General features: G+C 69.8%; 26 protein-coding genes. 10 read left to right on the top strand and 16 right to left on the bottom strand.

Going from position 1 to position 20,658, the window contains the following annotated elements; all coding sequences use genetic code 11:
* Positions 1-420: 420 nt before the first annotated feature.
* From fliP to fliF, 4 genes are read right to left on the bottom strand one after another with little or no spacing between them, the layout of a single operon-like run.
* A complete protein-coding gene (gene fliP, locus NHN26_RS01000; protein ID WP_253087664.1) occupies positions 421-1,161 on the bottom strand; it encodes a flagellar type III secretion system pore protein FliP in 741 nt (246 codons plus the stop codon).
* A 3-nt stretch (positions 1,162-1,164) separates the two neighbouring features.
* A complete protein-coding gene (locus tag NHN26_RS01005) occupies positions 1,165-1,458 on the bottom strand; it encodes a FliM/FliN family flagellar motor switch protein (protein ID WP_253087665.1) in 294 nt (97 codons plus the stop codon).
* Positions 1,451-2,044, bottom strand: a complete 594-nt coding sequence (locus tag NHN26_RS01010) for a FliH/SctL family protein (RefSeq protein WP_253087666.1) — start codon at positions 2,042-2,044, stop codon at positions 1,451-1,453. Before NHN26_RS01010 ends, NHN26_RS01005 begins: the two co-directional genes overlap by 8 nt.
* Positions 2,041-3,681: a flagellar basal-body MS-ring/collar protein FliF gene (fliF, locus tag NHN26_RS01015; protein ID WP_253087667.1), complete on the bottom strand. Its 1,641-nt coding sequence runs from the start codon at positions 3,679-3,681 to the stop codon at positions 2,041-2,043. Before fliF ends, NHN26_RS01010 begins: the two co-directional genes overlap by 4 nt.
* Positions 3,682-3,817: 136 nt before the next feature.
* On the opposite strand from fliF, the gene NHN26_RS01020 reads away from it, so the two are divergent.
* The 9 genes from NHN26_RS01020 to NHN26_RS01060 all read left to right on the top strand — a co-directional run bounded on the left by NHN26_RS01020 (position 3,818) and on the right by NHN26_RS01060 (position 12,966).
* Positions 3,818-4,315 carry a flagellar basal body-associated FliL family protein gene (locus NHN26_RS01020; protein ID WP_253087668.1) on the top strand — a complete coding sequence of 166 codons (498 nt, stop codon included), beginning with the start codon at positions 3,818-3,820 and terminating at the stop codon, positions 4,313-4,315.
* 10 nt (positions 4,316-4,325) lie between these two features.
* Positions 4,326-4,742: a hypothetical protein gene (locus tag NHN26_RS01025; RefSeq protein WP_253087669.1), complete on the top strand. Its 417-nt coding sequence runs from the start codon at positions 4,326-4,328 to the stop codon at positions 4,740-4,742.
* Positions 4,739-5,332, top strand: a complete 594-nt coding sequence (locus NHN26_RS01030; RefSeq protein ID WP_253087670.1) for a MotE family protein — start codon at positions 4,739-4,741, stop codon at positions 5,330-5,332. Before NHN26_RS01025 ends, NHN26_RS01030 begins: the two co-directional genes overlap by 4 nt.
* 61 nt (positions 5,333-5,393) lie before the next feature.
* Complete coding sequence (gene motA, locus NHN26_RS01035) at positions 5,394-6,263, top strand: flagellar motor stator protein MotA (RefSeq protein ID WP_253087671.1); 870 nt, start codon at positions 5,394-5,396, stop codon at positions 6,261-6,263.
* A complete protein-coding gene (locus NHN26_RS01040) occupies positions 6,260-8,494 on the top strand; it encodes a hypothetical protein (protein WP_253087672.1) in 2,235 nt (744 codons plus the stop codon). Before motA ends, NHN26_RS01040 begins: the two co-directional genes overlap by 4 nt.
* Positions 8,495-8,682: 188 nt before the next feature.
* Positions 8,683-10,776: a flagellar biosynthesis protein FlhA gene (flhA, locus tag NHN26_RS01045; RefSeq protein ID WP_253087673.1), complete on the top strand. Its 2,094-nt coding sequence runs from the start codon at positions 8,683-8,685 to the stop codon at positions 10,774-10,776.
* Positions 10,773-11,543, top strand: coding sequence for a flagellar biosynthetic protein FliR (locus NHN26_RS01050; RefSeq protein ID WP_253087674.1), 771 nt, complete (start codon positions 10,773-10,775; stop codon positions 11,541-11,543). Before flhA ends, NHN26_RS01050 begins: the two co-directional genes overlap by 4 nt.
* Positions 11,540-12,619: an EscU/YscU/HrcU family type III secretion system export apparatus switch protein gene (locus NHN26_RS01055; protein ID WP_253087675.1), complete on the top strand. Its 1,080-nt coding sequence runs from the start codon at positions 11,540-11,542 to the stop codon at positions 12,617-12,619. The genes NHN26_RS01050 and NHN26_RS01055 overlap by 4 nt, the downstream gene beginning before the upstream one ends.
* Positions 12,619-12,966 carry a hypothetical protein gene (locus NHN26_RS01060; protein ID WP_253087676.1) on the top strand — a complete coding sequence of 116 codons (348 nt, stop codon included), beginning with the start codon at positions 12,619-12,621 and terminating at the stop codon, positions 12,964-12,966. The genes NHN26_RS01055 and NHN26_RS01060 overlap by 1 nt, the downstream gene beginning before the upstream one ends.
* A gap of 9 nt (positions 12,967-12,975) precedes the next feature.
* On the opposite strand, the gene NHN26_RS01065 is transcribed toward NHN26_RS01060, so the two are convergent.
* The 9 genes from NHN26_RS01065 to NHN26_RS01105 are packed head-to-tail and all read right to left on the bottom strand — an operon-like array spanning position 12,976 to position 17,567.
* Positions 12,976-13,482 carry a flagellar basal body-associated FliL family protein gene (locus tag NHN26_RS01065; RefSeq protein WP_253087677.1) on the bottom strand — a complete coding sequence of 169 codons (507 nt, stop codon included), beginning with the start codon at positions 13,480-13,482 and terminating at the stop codon, positions 12,976-12,978.
* Between the two features lie 8 nt (positions 13,483-13,490).
* Positions 13,491-14,228 carry a flagellar basal body L-ring protein FlgH gene (gene flgH / locus NHN26_RS01070; RefSeq protein WP_253087678.1) on the bottom strand — a complete coding sequence of 246 codons (738 nt, stop codon included), beginning with the start codon at positions 14,226-14,228 and terminating at the stop codon, positions 13,491-13,493.
* A 13-nt stretch (positions 14,229-14,241) separates the two neighbouring features.
* A complete protein-coding gene (gene flgA, locus NHN26_RS01075; RefSeq protein WP_435594157.1) occupies positions 14,242-14,682 on the bottom strand; it encodes a flagellar basal body P-ring formation chaperone FlgA in 441 nt (146 codons plus the stop codon).
* Positions 14,679-15,464, bottom strand: coding sequence for a flagellar basal-body rod protein FlgG (gene flgG, locus NHN26_RS01080; RefSeq protein ID WP_253087680.1), 786 nt, complete (start codon positions 15,462-15,464; stop codon positions 14,679-14,681). Before flgG ends, flgA begins: the two co-directional genes overlap by 4 nt.
* Before the next feature lie 18 nt (positions 15,465-15,482).
* Positions 15,483-16,205: a flagellar hook-basal body complex protein gene (locus NHN26_RS01085; protein WP_253087681.1), complete on the bottom strand. Its 723-nt coding sequence runs from the start codon at positions 16,203-16,205 to the stop codon at positions 15,483-15,485.
* Between the two features lies 1 nt (position 16,206).
* Positions 16,207-16,473: a flagellar biosynthetic protein FliQ gene (locus NHN26_RS01090; protein WP_253087682.1), complete on the bottom strand. Its 267-nt coding sequence runs from the start codon at positions 16,471-16,473 to the stop codon at positions 16,207-16,209.
* Between the two features lie 3 nt (positions 16,474-16,476).
* Entirely contained in the window at positions 16,477-16,761 is a 285-nt protein-coding gene (gene fliE / locus NHN26_RS01095; protein WP_253087683.1) for a flagellar hook-basal body complex protein FliE, read from the bottom strand.
* Positions 16,762-16,772: 11 nt separating this feature from the next.
* Positions 16,773-17,165: a flagellar basal body rod protein FlgC gene (gene flgC / locus NHN26_RS01100; RefSeq protein ID WP_253087684.1), complete on the bottom strand. Its 393-nt coding sequence runs from the start codon at positions 17,163-17,165 to the stop codon at positions 16,773-16,775.
* Positions 17,166-17,177: 12 nt separating this feature from the next.
* Entirely contained in the window at positions 17,178-17,567 is a 390-nt protein-coding gene (locus NHN26_RS01105) for a FlgB family protein (protein WP_253087685.1), read from the bottom strand.
* An 84-nt stretch (positions 17,568-17,651) separates the two neighbouring features.
* On the opposite strand from NHN26_RS01105, the gene NHN26_RS01110 reads away from it, so the two are divergent.
* The gene (locus tag NHN26_RS01110) at positions 17,652-19,010 is read left to right on the top strand and encodes a FliI/YscN family ATPase (protein WP_253087686.1); all 1,359 of its coding nucleotides are present in this window, start codon (positions 17,652-17,654) and stop codon (positions 19,008-19,010) included.
* 16 nt (positions 19,011-19,026) lie between these two features.
* Here the strand turns inward: NHN26_RS01110 and NHN26_RS01115 are convergent, their stop codons facing one another.
* The 3 genes from NHN26_RS01115 to flaF are packed head-to-tail and all read right to left on the bottom strand — an operon-like array spanning position 19,027 to position 20,605.
* Positions 19,027-19,824: a DUF1217 domain-containing protein gene (locus tag NHN26_RS01115; protein WP_253087687.1), complete on the bottom strand. Its 798-nt coding sequence runs from the start codon at positions 19,822-19,824 to the stop codon at positions 19,027-19,029.
* On the bottom strand, positions 19,821-20,228 hold the full coding sequence (gene flbT, locus NHN26_RS01120) for a flagellar biosynthesis repressor FlbT (protein ID WP_253087688.1): 408 nt from the start codon (positions 20,226-20,228) through the stop codon (positions 19,821-19,823). The genes NHN26_RS01115 and flbT overlap by 4 nt, the downstream gene beginning before the upstream one ends.
* Positions 20,225-20,605 (bottom strand): flagellar biosynthesis regulator FlaF, encoded by a 381-nt coding sequence (gene flaF, locus NHN26_RS01125; RefSeq protein WP_253087689.1) that lies wholly within the window; start codon positions 20,603-20,605, stop codon positions 20,225-20,227. Before flaF ends, flbT begins: the two co-directional genes overlap by 4 nt.
* Positions 20,606-20,658 lie beyond the last annotated feature (53 nt).

A 20,658-nucleotide genomic window follows, 5' to 3' on the forward strand; every position in this document is an offset into this window, starting at 1 on the left:
ATGCACCTGCTCCGGCGCGCCCTTGGTGGCATGGCCCTGCGAAACCACACAGCCCGCCTCGATATCCGCCGGATGCCGGGGTTGTTCCAGGGCCGCGGGGTGGCATCGTCCAGCCCGTTGCCGTCACCCTGCACCCCCGGCCGATGCCTTGCGCCGGGTGTGATCGCCTTGCAAGCGCCGCGCCATCCCGCCCCTGTCCTTCGGATCCTTCGTGCAGGCGCGCCCCATGACAGCAGCTCCCGTCGGGAGTCGGGGACAACCCCTGCAAGAAACGGCGCTTGCCCGAGGGGCCATGCGCGATGCCGAGAGGGCGCCGGGGTCTGCGGGTCGGCGCGACCGGGCGCGCATTGCAGCCCTCGCGGTCAGAAGTCGATCATGGCCCGTGCGGGCCTGCCCGGTCCCGGCCTTCGGCCCGGCGGTCTATCCGCCCGGGAAATAACCGCGCACCAGCGCCTCGGAAATCAGCGTCCAGCCATCGGCCACAACGAAGAAGGCCAGCTTGAACGGCATCGAGACCATCACCGGCGGGACCATCATCATGCCCATCGACATCAGGATCGCCGCGACCACGAGGTCGATGATCAGGAAGGGCAGGAAGATCAGGAAACCGATCTCGAAGGCCCGGCCGATCTCGCTCAGCATGAACGAGGGCACCAGGACCGACAGCGGCGCCTCGGCCATCGGCACCTCCGGATCGGTCTGCGGCCGCAATGCGGCCAGCGCGTCGAAGGTGTCGACCTCGGCCCGGGCCGCCATGAAGGCGCGGAACGGGTCGATGATGCGCGGGATCGCCTCTTCGACCGGCAGCGTCTCCTCGATCAGGGGGGTCACGCCCTCCTGCCAGGCCAGCGTGAAGGTCGGTTCCATCACGAAATAGGTCAGGAACAGCGCCAGGCTGACCAGCAGCATGTTGGGCGGCGATTGCTGCAACCCGATCGCCTGGCGCAGGATCGCCAGCACGGTTACGATGAAGGGAAAGCAGGTCACCATGATCGCCAGCCCGGGTGCCAGGCTCAGCACGGTGATCAGCAGGATCAGCTGCACGCCCCGTCCCGCCAGCGAACCGCCCTCGCCGCCGAGCGAGATCGAGATCTCCTGCGCGCCCGCCGGCAGGGCCAGCGCGGCCAGCGCGATCGCGGCAAGGACCAGGGGCGCGCGCATCGCTCAGCCGCCCGTCACGGTGTCGATGACCTCGGTCAGCCGCACCGCGATCTGGCCGGGCTGCGATCCCTCGACCTCCTGCAATTCGCCGCGCGCGATCAGCCGGTCGCCGATGTAAAGCTCGACCGGATCGTCGATCCGCCGGTCCAGCGGCAGCACGCCGCCGCGTTCGATTCGCAGCAGGTCGCGCAGCAGCGGGCGGGCCTTGCCGACCGAAACCGTGATCTCGATCGGCACCTGGTCGAGCAGTCTTGCGCCCGGCGCCGCGGCCGGATCCTCGGACATGGGGTCAGACATGGCGGCGGCTCTCCTCTTGGGTGGTCAGGAATTCGTCGAGCGCCGTCCGGATCGCGGACAGCATCCCGTCGATGTCGATTTCGCTTTCGGCAGTTCCGGCCGAGACCAGCGCCTGGCCCGGGCCCAGCGTGTCGTCCTCGACCACGGCGAGCGGCAGGCCGGGATCGGCCGAGATCAGGTCTTCCAGCGCCGCCCGGTTCTCGGCGCAGACCCGGATCCGCACGGGCCGGTCGGCTTCGGTCTCGGCGATGCGCATCGCCGTCTCGACCACGGTCCGGGTGAACCCGGCCGCCGCGAGCTGCGGCATGACCCGCTCGACCATCGCGCTCAGCAGCGGCCCCAGCGCGCCCATCATGTGGGCGCGGGCCTCGTGATAGCTGAAAGACATTTCCTGCAGGGTCTTGGCAAAATCCGCCGCGATGCGCGCATGCGACTCCGCTTCGGCGGCGGCCGCGTCGTCCCAACCGGCCTTGTAGCCCTCCTCGAAGGCCTTCAGCCGCACGTCCTGGGCATCGAACGGCTCGGGCCGGGCCACCGGCTCCTCGACCCGCGGGGCCGAGAAATCCTCGAGGTTCAGTCGGCTCATGACGGCGTCTCCTGCCGTTCCTCCATCCAGCCGCGCAGGATCGCGACCGATTCCTCGCGCCGCTCCTCGATCAGGTCGCGCAGTCGCCCGACCGGGTCGGTCGCGGATGCGCCGAAGCCGCCATCGGCAAAGCCGCCGCCGCCAAAGCCGCTATCGGTGAACTCCGCCGGATCGAGCGTGTTCATCGCCATCGTGCCCATCGGCAGGCCCGGCGCGAAGCCGTCATCGGGGTCGATCTCGCCGTCAAGCCAGGTCTGCCCCGCCCCCGCACCTTGCGGCGGCGGCAGGCTTGCGGACGCGCCGCTGGCGCCACCGGCCAGGATCGGGCGGACCACGAACAGCCCCAGGATCAGCGCGACCACCGCCAGAACCGCAAGCTGGATCAGCGTCAGCGGGTCAAGCAAGACCTCGGAGAACAGGCTGCCCCCGGGACCAGAGCCCAGCGCCTCGACCGGCTCGAACGGCATGGATTTCAGCGTGATGACATCGCCACGCGAGTCGTCGAACCCGGCCGCCGAGGCGACCAGTTCGCGCAGCGCCTCGATCTCGGCTTCGGGCAGCGGTTCCCAGGTCGGCTTGCCTGCCTCGTCGCGCCCGGCCACACCGTCGACCAGGACCGCGACGCTCAGCCGCTTGAGCGCGCCCGGGGCCCGCAGGATCTCGCGTTCGGTCTGCGAGACCTCGTAGTTCACGCGCTCCTGCGTCTGGTTTTCCTTGCGCTGCGACTGCCGGTCGGATGCGCCCGCGCCCTCGGGCAGGTTGCTTGCCACGGTCACGGCGCCGCCGCCGGTCTCGCTCGCGCTGGTCGAGCGTTGCTCGTTCTCCGAGCTGATCGCGATCCGGCTCTCGGGGTCGATCCGCCGCTCGCGGATCGATTCGCTTTGCGTTTCCGTCTCGATGCTGACCTCGACCACGGCGCGTCCCGGACCCAGACGGGCCGCCAGCAGCCGTTCCAGCCGCGCCTTCAGCGCCTCGGCGCGGTCTTCGGCATCGCCGCCCAGGCTGGCTGCGCCGTCCTCCGAGACCACGGTGCCGGTATTGGCGTCGATTACCGACACGTCCGCGGGCATCATTCCCGCGACGCTCGCGGCCACCAGATAGCGCAGCGCCTTGGCCTGGGCGGGCGCCAGCGGGCCACCGGCCGCGCCCACGGTGACCGCCGCCGCCGGCTTGACATTGCGCGCGAAGGGCCGCGCGCTGGGCGTCGCGATATGCACCCGCGCGCTGCGGAACTGCGGATTGGCCAGGATCGTGCGCGCCAGCTCGCCCTCCTTGGCGCGCCAATAGGCGGCGTCGAACATCTGCGAGGTGGTGCCGAATCCCGACAGCCCGTCGAGCAGCTCATAGCCCGCCGCGCCATTCGCGGGCAGCCCTTCGCTGGCCAGCGTCATGCGCAGCGAATCGCGGTGGCGGGCATCGGCATAGATCGCGGGGCCGCGCACCTCGTAGGCGACGCCGGCCTGGTCGAGGGCGCGGATCACCTCGCCGGCCGCCGCGGTGTCGAGACCGGAATACAGCAATGCCATGCGCGGGGCCGTGGCCACGCGGGACAGCAACAGGACCGCGGCGAACATCGCGACGGTCGCCAGAATCACGATCACCCGGCGGCGCGGGGTCAGCCCGGTCCAAATGGCCATCAGCTGCTGCAAGTCGGGTCTCCCGATCCTGGGGGCTTCTGCCCCGTTTCTGCCGCATATCCATCGCAGGACGGGCTTAACAATCGGTTAGCCCTCCCGCGGCTATAGAGGTCGGGACAGTCAAGGAGGCCGTGAAATGGCCGGTACGGAAATCGACGGGGCAGAAGCTCCCCCCAAACGGTCCAAGAAGCCGTTGATCTTCGGCGTTGTCGGGGCGCTCGTGCTGGGTGGCGGGGCCTTTTTCGCTATTTATTCCGGCATGATCCTCGGCGGGTCGGACAAGCAGGCCGCGGCCCATGACAGCTCGGGCAAGGTGACCGATTCGATGCTGGGCAGCGTGGCCTTCGTGCCGGTCGAGCCGATGATCATCTCGCTCGGCCCCGAGTCGCAGCGCCGCCATCTGCGCTTTCAGGCCCAGCTCGAGGTGACGCCCGCCTACCAGCCGGAAGTGGCGCTGCTGATGCCGCGCGTTCTGGATGTGCTGAACAGCTACCTGCGTGCCGTCGAGGCCGCGGAGTTCGAGCGGCCGACCGCCCTGATCACGCTCCGCGCGCAGATGCTGCGCCGGGTCCAGCTCGTCACCGGGCCGGACCGGGTGCGCGACCTTCTGATCACCGAATTCGTGCTGAACTGAGGAGGCGAGAATGGCCTTGATCGCCGACATCCTGCTGATCGCCGGGGCGCTGGGCGCCACGCTCTACTGTCATGTCCTGGCGCGCCGCTTGCGGCGCTTCAACGACCTGGAAAAGGGCATGGGCGGCGCGATCGCCGTGCTCTCGGCGCAGGTCGACGACATGACCAAGGTCCTGCAAGGCGCACAAAGCACCGCGCGCCACTCGACCGACGGGCTGCAAAGCCTGACCGGGCGGGCCGAGGATGTGGCGCGGCGCCTCGAACTGCTGGTCGCGGCGATGCATGACCTGCCCGCCGAGGCGCCGCAGGCGCCAGCCCCGGCCACCCCTGCGCCGCCCGCGCCGTCCGCAGCGGCCCAGCAAGAAACGGCCCCGGCAGAGGCCCCGGCTGTCCTCTTCCGCCGCCGCGTCCCGGAGGCCGCCGAATGACCCGTAAACCTTCGCCCTTTCGCAGCGGCGGCGCCGTGCTGCCGGTGATCGCGGGACTTTTCCTCGCCTCGGGCCTGATCCGTTTCGGCGGCGGCACCGCGCAGGCGCTGACCGACGAGATCCGCGGAATGGCCCAGAAGCCGTCCGAAACCCAGGCCATCGCCGAGCCCTGCCCGCCGCCCCCCGACATCGCCGCCGTCCTGGCCGCCCTTCAGGCGCGCGAAGCCGAGGTCGCCGCGCGCGAGGCCCTGCTGGACGAGCGCGCCGCCACGCTCGACATCGCCGGAGAGGAGGTCGCGCGCCAGATCGCCGCGCTCGAGGCTGCGCAGGCCGCGCTTCAGTCCACCCTGACCATCGCGGATGACGCGGCCGAAACCGATGTCGCCCGCCTGACCGCGGTCTACGAGAACATGAAGCCCGACGAGGCCGCCGCGCTCTTTGCCGAGATGGCCCCCGAATTCGCGGCGGGGTTCCTCGGCCGGATGCGGCCGGATGCGGCCGCGGCGGTCCTGGCGGGGCTCGATCCGCCGCTTGCCTATTCGATCAGCGTGATTCTGGCGGGCCGCAACGCGCGGGCGCCAAGGGAATAATCAGTCTTTCTTAACGCGCGCCTGCGAGAGTGCGTCCGGAACGGATCGGATCGGAGCTGCCATGATCGGCATCGTCGGCATCGTCATCATCTTCGCGATGGTCTTCGGGGGCTACCTGCTGGCAGGCGGCAAGCTCGGGATCATCATCAAGGCGTTGCCGTTCGAGATGATGATGATCTGCGGCGCCGCGGTCGGGGCCTTTGCCATCGGCAACGACATGGCGTCGATCAAGCACACGCTCAAGGATGTCGGAAAGATCTTCAAGGGACCCAAGTGGAAACCCGCGGATTACCGTGACCTTCTGTGCCTGTTGTTCGAGATGATCCGCGTCGCCCGGCAGAACCCGCTGGAGCTGGAATCCCATATCGAGGCGCCTGCCGATTCCGCGATCTTCGGCCGCTATCCCAAGATCACGGCCGATTCCACCGCGGTCGAGCTGATCTGCGACACCCTGCGCGCGGCCAGCATGAACTATGACGACCCCCATCAGGTCGAGGAGGTGCTCGAAAAACGGCTCGAGGCGCATATGCACCACGCCATGCATTCCAGCCACGCGCTGCAGACCGTTGCCGACGGCCTGCCCGCGCTGGGGATCGTCGCGGCCGTTCTCGGCGTGATCAAGACCATGGGCTCGATCGACCAGCCGCCCGAGATCCTCGGCAAGATGATCGGCGGTGCACTGGTCGGCACCTTCCTCGGCGTGTTCCTCGCCTATGGTTTCGTGGGCCCCTTCGCCGTGCGGGTGCGCGCCGTCACCGAGGAAGACGCCCATTTCTACCACCTCATCCGCGAGGTGCTGGTCGCCAACCTGCACAACCACCCGCCCACGATCTGCATCGAGGTCGGCCGCCAGAACACGCCCGGCGCGATGCGGCCCAGCTTCTCCGAACTCGAAGAGGCGCTGAAGGCCACCAAGCAGGAGGCCGCATGATCCGCCGGGGCCTTCTGGCCATTCTTCTCGCGCTGTTCTGGGCGCCTTCCCTGGCCCAGACCGTCGCGATCCGCTCGGGCGAGCACGCGGATTTCTCGCGGCTCGTCTTCGAGATCCCGGCCGACGAGACCTGGACGCTGGGGCGCGGCGCCGACGGCTACCTGCTGCGTTTCGGCAATGCGGGGCTCGATTTCGCCTTCGGCAACGTGTTCAACCTGATCCCCCGCACCCGCCTGACCGCGATCGGCCGGGCCGAACCCGGGGTCGTGGCGCTTGCCGTTCCCGACAATGTCCATGCCGAGGCGTTCCTGCTGCGTCCGGGCATCCTCGTGCTCGACCTGCGCAACGGTCCCGCGCCCGCCAACTCGCCCTTCGAGGCGCCGCTGGATGCGCCGCCCGCTCCGCCGCGGGTCGTCCCCCCCCGTCCGCAGGTGCGCCTGCCGCTCGATATCGGGCGCATGACGCCCTCCCCGGTGGTCGGACGGTTCCTTCCGCCCGATCCGCGGCCCGTCGCCGCCCCGCCCGATCCCAGGGTCGAAAGCGCCCGGTCGGAACTGATGAAGCAGATCGGCCGGGCCGCCTCCCAGGGCCTGCTCGAACCCGCCGACATCACCCCCGACAGGCCGCCGCCGCCCGCACAGGATCCCGCCCCGGCGCCGGACGCGGCCGATGCCGGCGCCCTGCTGGCCGGGCTGGAGGCACGGCCGAACATCCATGTCGAGACCAGCATCGACCGCGGCTACGGCCCCCAGGCCAGCGGGCAGGGGCGTTCTGCGCTGGGCGATCCCTGCTATCCAGACGCCTATTTCGACCTTGCCGCCTGGGGCGAGGACAGGAATCCGGCGGCGCTGATCGCCGAGGGGCGCGGCGCGCTTCTGAACATGCGCGATGCGACCGATCCGGCGGGCGCCGAGCAACTGGTCCGCGCCTACCTGGCGCTGGGCTTCGGGGCCGAGGCGCGGGCGGTGATCGACACGGTCCGGCTCGACACCCCGCCGGCCGCGGTCTGGCGCGAGCTTGCCGCGATCATCGACGAAGGCGTCGCCGAAACGCCTTCGGTCTTCGACGGCCAGCTTTCCTGCCCCACCCGCGCGGCCCTCTGGGCGTCCCTCGCCTGGCCGCGGATTCCCTCCACCTCCGAGGTCGACGAGGCCGCGGTGATCCGCGCTTTCTCGGAACTTCCGCTGCATCTGCGCCGCCATCTCGGCCCCATCCTGGCCGAGCGATTCCTCGATTCCGGCGCGACCGAGTCCGCGACGCGGGTCCGAAATGCCGTGGCGCGGGCGGGCGACAAGACGCGCACGGGCGAACTGACGATCGTCGAGGCCCGGATCGACATCACCCGCGGCGAGACCGAGGCCGCCGAGGCCCGGATCGACGACGTCCTGTCCGAAGGCGGACCCGCCTCGCCCGAGGCCGTGGCCCTCAGGATCGAGAACCAGCTGAACGCCGGCCTTGTCCCCGATCCCGACACCCTGCGCCTGGCCGAGGCGCTTGCCTATGAACGGCGCGACACCCCGCTGGGCGGGCGCCTCGTGCAGCTTGCGATCCGCGGCCATGCCGCCCAGGGCAATTTCGGGACGGCCTTCGGCATGTTGCGCCATCACGGGCTCGACTCCGTCGAGGAGCTGTCCTCCGACCTCGTGCGCGCGCTCGCCCGCGACGGCTCCGATGCCGACATGCTGCGCGAGGCGTTCTCGGGCGTGCTGACCACGCCGGATGCGGCCCTGACGCCCCGGGCGCGCCTGGCCGCGGCCGACCGGCTGCTCGATCTCGGCTTCGCGCCCCGCGCGGGCGAGATCGTCGCGGACCTTCCGCCGCTCGGCACCGACGAGGAACGGCTTGTGTGGGCCCGCCTCGCGCTGGCCGCGGGTCGGCCCGGCGAAGCGGCGCAATATCTCTCGGGGCTCGACACGCCCGAGGCTGACCTCCTGCGCGCCGAGGCCGCCCGCGCCCGGGGCGATCTGGTCGAGGCGGCGCGCTATTACGGGGCCGCCGGCGATACCGCCCGCCAGGCCGCGCTGGCCTGGCGCGAGCGGGACTGGACCACGGTCGAGACCGCGGGCCCCGACGGCCAGAGCGGCTATGCCGCCATCCGCCAGACCACCCCGGCCGCCGCGTTCGATCCCGCGCAGGCGCCCAGCCTCGCGGGCGCGCGCGATCTGCTGGAGGGCAGCGGGGTCATGCGCGACCGGCTCAAGGATCTGCTCGCCGGGACAGGGACACGCTGAGAGCGCGGGGATTCAGCTTTTGTCAACCGCACCGCCCTAGGCTTCGGACGGACCGAACAGACCCCCCAAGGACCCGGACAGGCCAGAATGGCATATCCCAGATCCCGTCGCGCGCCCGCGCCGCCCGCCCCTGACGCGGGCGCATCCCCTTGCCGCGACGCGGCTTGCGCAAACGGCGGGGTGCGTCCATGCCGAACCTGACGCTCAGGGAACTCTTCCGCCCGACGATCCTGCTCGCGCTCGCGCTGATGGCGGTGATCGTGATGATGATCCTGCCGATGCCGGCCTGGGTGCTGGATATCGGCCTCGCGGCCTCCTTCGCGATCGCGATCCTGATCTTCACGGTCACGCTCTTCATCGAGCGGCCGCTCGATTTCTCGGCCTTTCCCACGGTGCTTCTGGCCGCCGTGATGCTGCGGCTCTCGCTCAACGTCTCCTCGACCAAGCTGATCATCGGCCAGGGCCATACCGGCACCGGCGCTGCGGGCGACGTGATCGAGGGATTCGCGATGTTCGTCATGGGCGGCAGCGTGTTCCTCGGGCTCGTGGTCTTCGCCGTGCTGATGATCGTCAACTTCATCGTCATCACCAAGGGCGCGGGCCGCATGGCCGAGGTCGGCGCGCGTTTCGCCCTCGACGGCATGCCCGGCAAGCAGCTCGCCATCGACAGCGACATGGCTGCGGGCGCCATCGACCATGCCGAGGCCAAGGCCCGGCGCGAGCGCGAACAGGCCGAGACCACGTTCTTCGGCTCGCTCGACGGGGCGTCGAAATTCGTCAAGGGCGACGCGGTCGCGGGGCTTCTCATCACGCTGCTGAACCTCATCATGGGGCTGGCGATGGGCGTGATCGTGCATGGCATGCCGATCGGCCGCGCGTTCGAGACCTATGCGATCCTGACCGTGGGCGACGGGCTGGTCACCCAGATCCCGGCGGTCGTCATCTCGATTGCCGCGGCACTCCTGCTCTCGCGCGGGGGTGCCACCGGCACGGCCGATTTCGCGCTGTTCAGCCAGCTTGGCCGCCACCCCGCCGCACTCGGCACCGTCGCGGTGCTGCTCGGGCTCTTCGCGCTGGTTCCCGGCCTGCCCTTCCTGCCCTTCATCGCGGGTGCCGCGGCGCTGGGCTACGCGGCGTTTGCGATGAACCGGCGCGTCCAGCGCGAGGCCGAGGCCGCGGCCAGGCCCGCCACCGCCGGGACGGAGGAGGCCAGGCCCGTCAGCCGCATGGGCGATCTGCTCGATCTCGACGACATCCACCTGGAATTCGCGCCCGATCTGGTCGGCATGGTGCTCGACCCGGCCACGGGGATCGAGGCCCGGATCACCTCGATGCGCCGCCATGTGGCCGAGACATTCGGCCTGATCCTGCCCGAGATCCGGCTGACCGATAACGGCGCGCTGGTTCCCGGAACCTATGTCGTGCGCATCCAGGGGGTCGAGCAGGCGCGCGACCGGCTGCGTCCCGAACAGGTGCTGGCGCTGCAGCCCGACGCCGCGACGCCGCTGCCGCCGGGCGAGGATGTGCGCGAGCCGGTCTATGGCGCGCCCGCCCGCTGGGTCGCCGCCGACCAGCGCGAGGATCTGGCGCTGATGGGCGTCACCGTCGTCAACGCCTCCGAGGTGCTGGCCACCCATCTGCTGGAAGTGGTCAAGCGCAACTTCGCCCGGCTGATGACCAACAAGGCGCTGCGCCGGCTGCTCGACGAACTGACCAACCTTTCCGACACCGACCGCGCCGCCGCCAACCGGCGCATGATCGACGAGCTTGTGCCCGACAAGGTGCCGACCGACCTGTTGCTCGCCGTTCTGCGCCTGCTGCTCGAGGAGCGGGTCTCGATCCGCAACCTGCCGCTGATCCTCGAAGCCATCGCCGAGGCCCGCCCCTCGCATGCCAGCGCCGAGGCGATCTGCGAACATGTCCGCCGCCGCCTGGGCTTTCAGCTCGTGGCCGAACACCGGCGCGAGGATGGCACGCTGCCCCTGCTGCAACTCGCCCCGGAATGGGAAGACCGCTTCACCACCTACCAGATCGCCAACGATTACGGCCCGCCCGATGTCGCCCTGCCGCCCGAGGAGTTCAACCGCCTGGCGGGTGCGGTCTCCGAACGGCTCGCGCGCGCGGGCGAGGCCGGGGTCTTCCCGGTGATCGCCACCTCGGGGCGGCGCAGGCGCTTCCTGCAGACCGCGCTCTCGGCCAAGGGCATCTCGGTGGCGGTCCTGTCCTTCGAGGAAATCGGCACCAATTCCCGCCCGTCCCTGGTCGGCATGGTGGCGGCATGACCTATGACCTCGCGGAACTGGCCGAGCTGTGGCAGCCCCTGCTCTGGGCCTCCTGGCTGGTGTTCCTGCGGGTCGGCGCGGTGCTGGCGATGCTGCCCGCCTTCGGCGAGCGGGCGGTTCCGGCGCGGATCCGGCTGGGCCTGGCGCTGGCCTTCACCGCGGTCGTGGCGCCCGCCGTCGCGCCCGGGATCGACATCGCGCCCGGCCCGCTGGGGCTCGCCGTCGCCACCGAAACGGTGATCGGCCTCGCGCTGGGGCTGGTGCTGCGGCTGATGATCCTCGCGCTGCAGATGGCCGGCGAGATCGCCGCCCAGGCCACGTCCCTTGCGCAGATGCTGGGCGCGACCGCGATGGATCCGCAACCCGCCATGGGGCGGCTGATGGTGATGGCGGGGCTGGCGCTGGCGGTGATGTCGGGGCTGCATGTGCGCGCCGCCGAGGCGATGATCCTGTCCTACGACCTGCTGCCCGCCGGCCGCTTTCCCGATGCCGCCGAACTGGCCGATTGGGGCGTGCTGCGGATCGCGCAGGGCTTTGCGCTGGCCGCCACGCTGGCCATGCCCTTCGTCATCGCGGCGCTGATCTACAACCTCGCGCTTGGCGTCATCAACAAGGCGATGCCGCAGCTCATGGTCGCCTTCGTCGGTGCGCCCGCGATCACCGCGGGCGGGCTGATCCTGCTGATGCTGGCCCTGCCGCCGATGCTGGGCCTGTGGCAGACCGGGCTGATCGAGCTTTACGCCGCCCCGTTCGGAGCCGGGCGATGAGCGACGAGAGCCCCGGCGACAAGCAGTTCGAGCCGACACAGAAGAAACTGGACGACGCCCGCAAGAAGGGCGAATTCGCGAAATCCACCGACCTGCACACCGCCGCCGCCTATCTGGGCCTGACCCTCACCGCGCTGGGCCTGGGCGCGGCCAGCCTGACCGCGCTGGGCGGGATCGGCGCCGGGCTGATCGGCCAGGCCGACCGGATCGCGCCGATGATGCTGGGTGGGCATGGCAGCGCGCCGGTCGGCGGGCTGATGGCCAGCGCGTTGCTGTCCGCGCTGCCCTGGCTGACGCTGCCGGGTCTGGCCGCGCTGGCCTCGATCCTCGCCCAGCGCAGCCTCGTGTTCGCGCCCGAGAAGATCAAGCCCAAGCTGTCCAAGGTCTCGCTGATCCAGAACGCCAAGAACAAGTTCGGCCGCGGCGGCCTGTTCGAATTCGCCAAGAGCGCGGCCAAGCTGACGCTCTATATCGTCCTGCTCGGCGTCTATCTCTCGGCCCGGATCCAGGACCTGATCGGCACCATGTATCTGTCCCCCGGCATGGCGGCCGCGACGCTCGGCCGGATGGCGGTCGAGTTCATGGCCGTCGCCGTCGCCATCGCCGGCGGCATCGCGGCCGTCGACTACCTGTGGCAACTGGCCGAGCATCGCCGCAAGAACCGCATGTCGCACCAGGAACTGAAGGACGAGATCAAGCAGTCCGAGGGCGATCCGCACATGAAACAGCAGCGCCGCCAGCGCGGGATGGACATCGCGACCAACCGGATGCTGACCGATGTGCCCAAGGCCGATGTGGTGATCGTCAACCCGACCCATTACGCCGTCGCGCTGAAATGGGATCGCGCGACGCCCGGCGCGCCGGTCTGCGTGGCCAAGGGCGTGGACGAGGTCGCCGCCCGCATCCGCGAGGTCGCCGCCGCCTCGGGCGTGCCGATGCGGCGCGATCCGCCGACCGCGCGCGCGCTTTACGCCACCGTCGAGATCGGCGCCGAGATCCAGCCCGAGCACTACCGTGCCGTCGCCGCCGCGATCCGCTTTGCCGAAGAGATGCGCACCCGCGCGCGGGCCCGCTGATGGCGGGCGCCGATGACAGGCTGCGGCGGCTGGGCGAGGTGGGCGGGATGCTGCGCGAGGCCGCGCTCGCCCGGCTGAAGGCCGCCGCCGAAACCTGCCGCAAGGTCGAGGCCGAGCTCGCCGCGCTCGATGCCGAATGGCGGGAATGCGAGGGCGAAACCGACCCGGCGGCGCGCGCCGTTATGGGACCCGGCCGCGAGCGGCGGTATCTGCTCCGCCGCGCCGCCCTGAACGGCGCGCTGGCGCGCGCGCGCGCCGAGGAGGCGATGCGGATGCAGGAGGCCGCCAGGGCCTTCGGGCGGGACGACGCGCTGCACCGGCTGATCCGGCGCGCGGCGGGCGACTGACCCCCGGCTTCAGGCGTCCTGGCGGACGATATCGGTGATAAGGATGTCGCGCGCCCGCGAGCCGATGACCTGGCTGGCCGCTTCCAGCAGGGCGCGCCGCAGCATGGTCATGGTGCCGGTCTCGGTAAAGGCGCCGTCGAACCCGCCGGCATTGGCATGGTCGAACATGACCTGAAGAAAGACGTCGCGCAGCTTGGGCTCGTTCTTGAAGACCAGTTCGGTGCTGCCGGTCGTGACCTCGATGCTCAGCGACATCACCACCAGCGACGCGACCCGGCCGCTGCGCACCACCGGGATGACGAACTGGTTGTTCAGCTTGACGTAATCCCGCTCCGCATCCGCCTTGTCGCCGGATGCCTTCGACGCCGCCTTCTTGTCCGCCTCCGGCGCGTCCTCGGCACCGGCCTCGCCTTCGGCCAGGACCTCGGGCTCGGGCGCGGGCCGCAGGAAATAGCCCGCGCCGGCCCCCGCCAGAAGGCCGACGATCGCGATGATGACGGGAAGAAGCTTGCCCATGGCGATGCTCAGAACGGCAGCAGGATGTCCGCGACCTGCTGGCCATAGCGCGGTTGCTGCATGTCGGTGATCTGCCCGCGCCCGCCATAGGAAATGCGCGCCGAGGCGATCTTGTCATAGGTGATCTCGTTCTGGCGCGAGATGTCCTCCGGCCGGACATAGCCGGTGACGATCAGTTCGCGCATCTCGAAATTGACCCGCACTTCCTGCGTGCCCTCGATCCGCAGCACGCCGTTGGGCTGGACCTCGGTGATCGTGGCGGCGACGCGCAGCGTCAGCTTCTCGTTGCGGCGGACCGAGCCGTTGCCATTGTGGTTCGTGTTCGAATTGGCATTGGCGGCATTGGCCATCGACGCACCGTCGGGCAGCGCCTGGTCGATGATCTGGGGCAGGCCCAGCATCTGCGGGATGGCCATCGAGGTCGAGCCGCTGCGGCTGCGCGCGGTCGTGTTCGAGATCTCGGCCTTGTCGTCGATCTCGATCACCACGGTCATGATGTCGCCCCGCCGCCCGGCGCGGCGGTCGCCCAGAAGCGACCTGCGCCCGCCCGCCCACAGCGACGAGCCGTCCGTCGCCGTGCGCCGCTCGGCGGTCTCGGGCAGACCGGCAGGCGTGGTCATCGCGTAATATTCGTTGGTGCCCTCGACCGGCTTGAACGACGGCGCCTTGCCGACATCTTCAAGTTTGGAACAGGCCGTCGGCAGGACAAGCGCGACGGCGCAGGCGAGAAGGACATGGCGTTTCATGGGTCTGGGACTCCTAGGGTCTGGCAGAGGCGCCGACGGTGACGGTTCCGTCGGCCGCGACAAATCCGGTCACGGTGGTGCGCGAGGCAAGGTTCATCACCCGCACCGGATCGCCGACGCCCGCGCGTTCCAGCGCCCGTCCGTCGGCGGCGATGTTCACGGGGCCGTTGCGATAGAACACGGTCACGATCTGGTTGCGATCGACGATCGCGGGCGGGCCGAGATCGCCGGCCATGATCGGACGGCCGGCATAGAGGTTGACGCGTGCCTCCTGTCCGATCGCCTCGTAGGGATCGGTCAGCGCGCCCGCCATCGTGCCCTCGGCCAGCGCGACATCCCCGGGGCCCAGGATCGTCTGGCCGCGGATCGTGCGCGCGGCCACCAGCATCTCGGCCGAAACCGGGGCCGGGGCGGCGGCGGCAAACGCGCCGAGAAGCAGCAGAACCCGCATCATCGCACCTGTGTCGTGGCCGCCAGCATCTGGTCGGCGGCGGTGATGACCTTGGAATTCAGCTCGTAGCCGCGCTGGGCCTGGATCAGTTCGGTGATCTCGCGCACCGGATCGACCGAGCTTTCCTCCAGATAGCCCTGGCGCAGCGTGCCATAGCCCGGATCGCCCGGAACGCCCGCAAGCGCCGCGCCCGAGGCCTCGGTCTCGACAAACAGGTTCGAGCCGATGGCCTCCAGCCCCTTCTCGTTGGTGAACATCGTCAGCGTGAACTGGCCCAGCAACTGCGGCTGCACCTGGTCCTGGAAATAGGCATAGATCTCGCCATCGGCATTGATCGACAGGCTGCGCGCGTCGTCCGGAATGACGATGCCCGGCGCGACCTCGAACCCGTCCGAGGTGACGATCAGCCCGTCGCCCGTGCGCTTCAGCGCGCCGTCGCGGGTATAGGCGGGGTTGCCGTTCGGCAGCGTGACCTCCAGATAGCCGCGCCCCTCGATCGCGACATCCAGATCGCCCCCCGTCCCCGACAGCGCCCCCTGCGAGATGTTCACCGTGACCGAGGCCGGCCGCACGCCCAGGCCCAGCTGCACCCCGGTCGGCAGCACCGTGCCGTCCGAGGCGTTGATCGTGCCCGGCCGCGTCACCTGCTGGTAATGCAGATCCGCGAACTCGGCCCGCCGCGGGTTGTAGCCCGTCGTGCTCATGTTCGCGAGGTTGTTGGAGATCGTCTCGACCCGCATCTGCTGGGCCGACATGCCGGTTGCGGCGATCGAGAGGGCGCGCATCTGTCAGTCCTTTCCGGTCTAGCTGGTGCCGCTCAGGGTGCGGACGGCGCTGCGGATGCGTTCGTCCTCCTGGTTGAGGAAGTTCTGGCCAAGCTCGTAGGCGCGCTGCACCTCGATCATCCGCGTGATCTCGGCCACGGCGCTGACATTCGACTGTTCGACGAAACCCTGCAGCATGGTGCCGTCCAGATAGGGCTCGGGCGGCCCGCCGGGGTCGAACAGCGTGCCCGCCACATGCGTCATCGCGTTGCGGTCGGCGGGCAGGAACAGCCCGATCTGGCCCAGAAGCTGGCCATCCGCGCTCAGCGTCCCGTCCGCCGCCAGCGCGACCGAGGCGGCATCGGGCGGCACGAAGATCGGTGCTCCGCCGCCATCCAGCAGCCGGTGACCATCGGGCGAGACCAGCTCGCCCTCGGCATTGGGCGTGAAACTGCCCGCCCGGGTCAGCCGCTCGCCCTGCGGCGTTTCCAGCAGGAAGAACCCCTCGCCCTCGATGGCGAAGTCGAACTGGCCATTGGTCTGGGTCAGCGGCGCCTGGCTCAGGTCGATATGGCGCACATGCGCGTTCGCCATCGACAGCGACCCGCCCGGCCCGTCGAGCGCGGCGATATGTTCCGAAAAGATCACGCCCTCGCGCCGGAACCCGGCGGTCGAGGCATTGGCGATGTTGTTGGCCACGCTCTGCATCTCGCGCATCAGCCCGACCTGGCGGGTCAGCGTGGTGTATCCGGTGCTGTCCATCTCAAATCCCCGCGATCATCGGCACGATCCGGCCGGTGAAGAAACCCGTCAGCGTCTCGGTCATGAAGGCCATCGACATCCAGAACACGATCAGGATCCCGGCCAGCTTCGGCACGAAGGTCAGCGTCATTTCCTGCACCGAGGTCAGCGCCTGGAACAGGCCGATCGCGACCCCGATCACCAGCGCCGCGGTCAGGATCGGGATCGAGATGATCACCGCGATCCACAGCCCCTGACGCAACGTGTCGTAGAAGACGAATTCGGTCATGGCCTACACCGGCATCCTGAGGATTTCCTGATAGGCCTCGACCACCTTGTCGCGCACGGTGACCGCGGTCTCGATGGCCAGCTCGGTCTGGGCCAGCGCCTGCACCAGCGCATGCGGATCGGCGCCCCCCGACATCGCCGCCATCGCCGTCTGCTCGCCATTGCGCAGCGTCTGGGCGAATTTCTGGGCGGCATCGGCAAAGGCGCCGCCCTGTTCGGGCTTCTGCGGCTGGGTCGCGGGCCGGGATGCGGCATAGGCATTTGCGGCGATGCTGGAACGGATATCCATGGATCGGTCTCCTAACGGCGCAGCAGGTCGAGCAGCCCGCGCGACATCTGCCGGGCCTGGTCGAACAGTTTCAGGTTCGCCTCGTAGCTGCGCTGGGCCTCGCGCGCGTCGGCGATCTCGATGATCAGGTTGACGTTCGAGCCGTCGTGATACCCGGTCGCATCGGCCATCGGATGCGAGGGGTCATAGACCTTGGGCAGTTCGGTCCGGTCCAGCCGCACCGGCCCGGTCCTGACCGCGCCTTCGGGGCCCCTGGACGACAGCTCGGCCTCGAAACTCGTCAGCTTGCGCCGGTATCCGGGCGTGTCGACATTGGCGATGTTCTCGGACAGGTGGCGCAGCCGCTCCGCCTGGGCGCGCAACCCGCTGGCCGAGAGGCCGCGACTGTCACTGAGATCGGTCATTCACGCCTCCTGTCACGACCGGCCCAGCGAGGTCCGGATGATGCCCAGCGACGAGCGGTAGACCGCCAGCGCCAGGTCGTGCTTGCTCTTGGTATCGGCGGCCTTCAGCATTTCCTCTTCCAGGGAAACGCTGTTGCCGTTCGGTTCTCCGGGGCCGTCCACGGCCTGCAGATCGGTGCGGAAGGGCAGGGGATCGCGCGCCGGCATGTGCCCTTCGCGCGTCTTGCGCAGGTGCATCTCGTCCCCGGACTTGCGATAGGTATCGGCGAATGCCGCAATGTCCTGCGCCCGGTATCCGGGCGTGTCGGCATTGGCCACGTTGCGGGCCACGACGGCCTGGCGCGTGCCGGCATGCGTCGCCAGCCCATGCGCCATGCGGAAGATTTCCAGCTTTTCGAACATCGGGGATTCTCCCACGGTTTCAATCAAGGCTTAAGGATGATTCCTTTAGAAACGGTAAGTGTTGGCCCGGACCGGAGACGCCGAATGCCCGAAAGCCCCTTCGCCGCCCTTCAGACCCGCATCGACGCGCTGGCCCCGATCCGCGCGGTCGGCCGCGTCACGGCCGCGGGCAGCGGCACGGTGACCGTCGCCGGGCTCTCGGCCGAGGCCGGTCTGGGCGATCTGGTCGAGATCCGGCATGGCCGCGGCGTGCGCCGGCGGGGCGAGGTGCTGGCCCTGGCCCAGGGCACCGTGACCGTGCTGCCCGACGGCACGCCCGAGGGGTTGTCGGTGGGCGACCGCGTCGTTCTGCTGGGGCCGGGCCAGATCGCGCCGCATCGCGGCTGGCTGGGCCGGGTGGTCGATCCCTTCGGCGCACCGCTCGACGGCCGCCCGCTGATGCCCGGGCCCGCGTTCCGGGCGCTGCGCGCCGCGCCGCCGCCGGCCACCGCGCGCCGGGGCCTCGGCCCGCGGCTGGGGACCGGGATGGCCGCCTTCGACACGCTTCTGCCGATCGTGCGCGGCCAGCGCATCGGCCTGTTCGCGGGTTCGGGCGTCGGCAAGTCGACGCTGTTGGCCAAGCTCGCCCGCGGCGTTCAGGCCGACATGGCCGTGATCGCCATGGTCGGCGAACGCGGCCGCGAGGTCGGCGAGTTCGTCTCGCATGTGCTGGGGCCCGAGGGCATGGCGCGCTCGGTGATCGTCGCCGCCACCTCCGACCAGTCGCCGATGGTGCGCCGCCGCGCGGCCTGGGCGGCGATGGCCGTGGCCGAGCATTTCCGGGACGAGGGCCACCATGTCCTGTTCCTCGCCGATTCGGTCACCCGCTTCGCCGAGGCGCATCGCGAGCTTGCCCTTGCCGCGGCCGAACCCGCGGCGCTGCGCGGCTACCCGCCCTCGACCGCGCAGGCGATCATGGCGCTGGCCGAACGCGCCGGCCCGGGTATCGAGGGCGCGGGCGACATCACCGCCGTCTTCTCGGTGCTGGTCGCGGGGTCCGACATGGACGAGCCGGTGGCCGACATCCTGCGCGGCGTGCTCGACGGCCATGTGGTGCTCGACCGGCGCATCGCCGAACGCGGCCGCTTCCCGGCGGTCGACCTGCTGCGCTCGGTCTCGCGCAGCCTGCCGCGGGCGGCCAGCGGGCCGGAGAACGCGCAGATATCCCGGGCACGCCGGTTGCTCGGCGCCTATGACCGGGCCGAGATGATGATCCAGGCCGGGCTGTACGCCGCCGGGTCCGACCCCGAGATAGACGCCGCGATCCGGGTCTGGTCCGGGCTCGACGCCTTCCTGTCCGAAGACGCCCCGGGCGGGGTCGAGGCCAGCTTCGCCCGCCTCTCGCAGGTCCTGGCCGCGGCCGATCCGGACGGCCAGTCCAGCCGCGCCGCCCCGCAGGCCTGAACCGGCCCGATCTGTCTCAGCCACCGCCGCGCAAGAGCGTCAGCGCGGTCTGCCCCGGGCTGGTGCCCCCGAAACCGGCCGCGATCTCGCTGCGGATCAGGAACATCTTGATCAGCTTGTCGCGCTTGTCCGGGTCGGTGAACTGCGCGGCCTCGGAACTGCCGAACATCGCCTTGGCCTTTTCGCGATAGACCTCGACCTGCCGATCAAGGTCGATCGCGGCAAATGCGGTGGGCAGGCCGAACGCCTTGTCGAAGACCTGCCGCATCGGCCCCGAGCCCAGCACGCTGAACCACTTGGCGCGGTCGCTCTGCTCGCCCCCGGCGATGCCGCCCAGCTCGCGGCCGATATTCAGCGCCAGCCGCATGTCGTTGTTCTGCTCGCCGACCGCCACTTCGAAGCTGCGCTCGCGATAGGCCTTGGCGATCCGATCGGCAAAGCCCGGCTCCTGCGTGCGCGGGGGGCCGGACCCGCCGAAGCCGAAGGCCTCGGCAAGCTTGAAATAGCTCTTGTCGGCCAGCTTGTTGGCCAGCGCGTCCGGGGCGCTGGTGCCCTCGGACAGGATCTTGCGGATGAAGAATTTCGAGCCGATATCGTCCTGCAGCCCGAACGCGCCCAGCGCCACCTTCAGCAGCCGGTAGTCCGAGACGATCTCGTCCGCATTCGTGACCTTGCCGATCTTCTCCGCGAAATAGTCGATGTCGCGCTGCACCGTGGCGGATTTGTCAAAGGCCTCCTGCTGGCGCTCCATCGTGCGTTCGAGGAAGCGCCAGCCGGCATAGCCGCCAACGGGCAGGATCGGCTGAAAGCTCACGACGGCCTCGCACCCGCCAGCAGGCGTTCCTCGCGCGGCAACAGGCTGCGCAACGCCTTCAGAACCTGGTAGTAATCCGCCGTCAGCACCGCCTGGGTGGCCAGCGTCAGCTGGGTGCGGCTGTCATGGTCGGTCAGCACCTGGCTCAGCTGCTCGATCCCGCGCAGCAGTTGCGGGCGGATGTCCTCGGGCACCGAATCGCCCGACAGGACCAGTTGCGCCATGTAGCAGACCCGGCGCACGGGCGTGTTCACCTCTTCGGGGTGGATCGCGTCGCGCAGCCGCAGGATGTTGGCATTGGGCGTCTTGATCGACAGCCGGGTGCGGCGGTCGCCATTCTCGATCACCGCGCCATTGACCAGAACCCGTTCCTTGGGGCCCAGCTTCAGGACAAGACCGCTCATGACACCGTCTCCGATTTCTCGAGGCCGCGCATCACGGCGGTGTTGATCTCGACCAGCGGGCCGGTATCGGCCCTGCCGTTCAGCACCTCGCGGCTGTGATGGGTGGTGAATTCGAACAGGTAGAAGATGCGCGCGCGCAGCGCCGGTGGCAGACCGTTCTCGCCATCGGCGACATCGGCGGCCAGCATCGTCCAGAGCTTGCGGTTGTCGTGGATCGCCGCGACCAGCGCGGGAAAGTTGCGCCGACCGGCGGCATCGGCGGCCTTGAGCCGGGCGGTGATGCGGGCGAAGGCGGCGTATTCGGTGGCGCGGGGGGTGCGGGTCTGGGCCTGGGTGGGGGCCGAATAGGCCGTCCGGGCCATGTGCAGGGCGTTCATGCTGTGTCCTTCCGTTCTGAGAGGGGGCGAGGTCCGTCAGGAAAGGGCCGGGG

The sequence above is a fragment of the Rhodovulum tesquicola genome (assembly GCF_024128855.1).
Taxonomy (GTDB): Bacteria; Pseudomonadota; Alphaproteobacteria; order Rhodobacterales; family Rhodobacteraceae; genus Rhodovulum; species Rhodovulum tesquicola.

Bases quoted from the DNA above. Each gene is read 5' to 3' on its own strand.
- NHN26_RS01065 (WP_253087677.1), bottom strand. From the start codon at position 13,482: ATGGGCAAGCTTCTTCCCGTCATCATCGCGATCGTCGGCCTTCTGGCG.
- flgG (WP_253087680.1), bottom strand. From the start codon at position 15,464: ATGCGCGCCCTCTCGATCGCCGCAACCGGCATGTCGGCCCAGCAGATG.
- NHN26_RS01040 (WP_253087672.1), top strand. From the start codon at position 6,260: ATGATCCGCCGGGGCCTTCTGGCCATTCTTCTCGCGCTGTTCTGGGCG.
- fliF (WP_253087667.1), bottom strand. From the start codon at position 3,681: ATGGCCATTTGGACCGGGCTGACCCCGCGCCGCCGGGTGATCGTGATT.
- flgC (WP_253087684.1), bottom strand. From the start codon at position 17,165: ATGACCGATCTCAGTGACAGTCGCGGCCTCTCGGCCAGCGGGTTGCGC.
- NHN26_RS01110 (WP_253087686.1), top strand. From the start codon at position 17,652: ATGCCCGAAAGCCCCTTCGCCGCCCTTCAGACCCGCATCGACGCGCTG.
- fliE (WP_253087683.1), bottom strand. From the start codon at position 16,761: ATGGATATCCGTTCCAGCATCGCCGCAAATGCCTATGCCGCATCCCGG.
- flgH (WP_253087678.1), bottom strand. From the start codon at position 14,228: ATGAAACGCCATGTCCTTCTCGCCTGCGCCGTCGCGCTTGTCCTGCCG.
- NHN26_RS01050 (WP_253087674.1), top strand. From the start codon at position 10,773: ATGACCTATGACCTCGCGGAACTGGCCGAGCTGTGGCAGCCCCTGCTC.
- NHN26_RS01060 (WP_253087676.1), top strand. From the start codon at position 12,619: ATGGCGGGCGCCGATGACAGGCTGCGGCGGCTGGGCGAGGTGGGCGGG.
- flgA (WP_435594157.1), bottom strand. From the start codon at position 14,682: ATGATGCGGGTTCTGCTGCTTCTCGGCGCGTTTGCCGCCGCCGCCCCG.
- NHN26_RS01010 (WP_253087666.1), bottom strand. From the start codon at position 2,044: ATGAGCCGACTGAACCTCGAGGATTTCTCGGCCCCGCGGGTCGAGGAG.
- flaF (WP_253087689.1), bottom strand. From the start codon at position 20,605: ATGAACGCCCTGCACATGGCCCGGACGGCCTATTCGGCCCCCACCCAG.
- NHN26_RS01030 (WP_253087670.1), top strand. From the start codon at position 4,739: ATGACCCGTAAACCTTCGCCCTTTCGCAGCGGCGGCGCCGTGCTGCCG.
- NHN26_RS01025 (WP_253087669.1), top strand. From the start codon at position 4,326: ATGGCCTTGATCGCCGACATCCTGCTGATCGCCGGGGCGCTGGGCGCC.
- NHN26_RS01055 (WP_253087675.1), top strand. From the start codon at position 11,540: ATGAGCGACGAGAGCCCCGGCGACAAGCAGTTCGAGCCGACACAGAAG.
- motA (WP_253087671.1), top strand. From the start codon at position 5,394: ATGATCGGCATCGTCGGCATCGTCATCATCTTCGCGATGGTCTTCGGG.
- NHN26_RS01020 (WP_253087668.1), top strand. From the start codon at position 3,818: ATGGCCGGTACGGAAATCGACGGGGCAGAAGCTCCCCCCAAACGGTCC.
- fliP (WP_253087664.1), bottom strand. From the start codon at position 1,161: ATGCGCGCGCCCCTGGTCCTTGCCGCGATCGCGCTGGCCGCGCTGGCC.
- NHN26_RS01005 (WP_253087665.1), bottom strand. From the start codon at position 1,458: ATGTCTGACCCCATGTCCGAGGATCCGGCCGCGGCGCCGGGCGCAAGA.
- flhA (WP_253087673.1), top strand. From the start codon at position 8,683: ATGCCGAACCTGACGCTCAGGGAACTCTTCCGCCCGACGATCCTGCTC.
- NHN26_RS01105 (WP_253087685.1), bottom strand. From the start codon at position 17,567: ATGTTCGAAAAGCTGGAAATCTTCCGCATGGCGCATGGGCTGGCGACG.
- NHN26_RS01085 (WP_253087681.1), bottom strand. From the start codon at position 16,205: ATGGACAGCACCGGATACACCACGCTGACCCGCCAGGTCGGGCTGATG.
- NHN26_RS01090 (WP_253087682.1), bottom strand. From the start codon at position 16,473: ATGACCGAATTCGTCTTCTACGACACGTTGCGTCAGGGGCTGTGGATC.
- flbT (WP_253087688.1), bottom strand. From the start codon at position 20,228: ATGAGCGGTCTTGTCCTGAAGCTGGGCCCCAAGGAACGGGTTCTGGTC.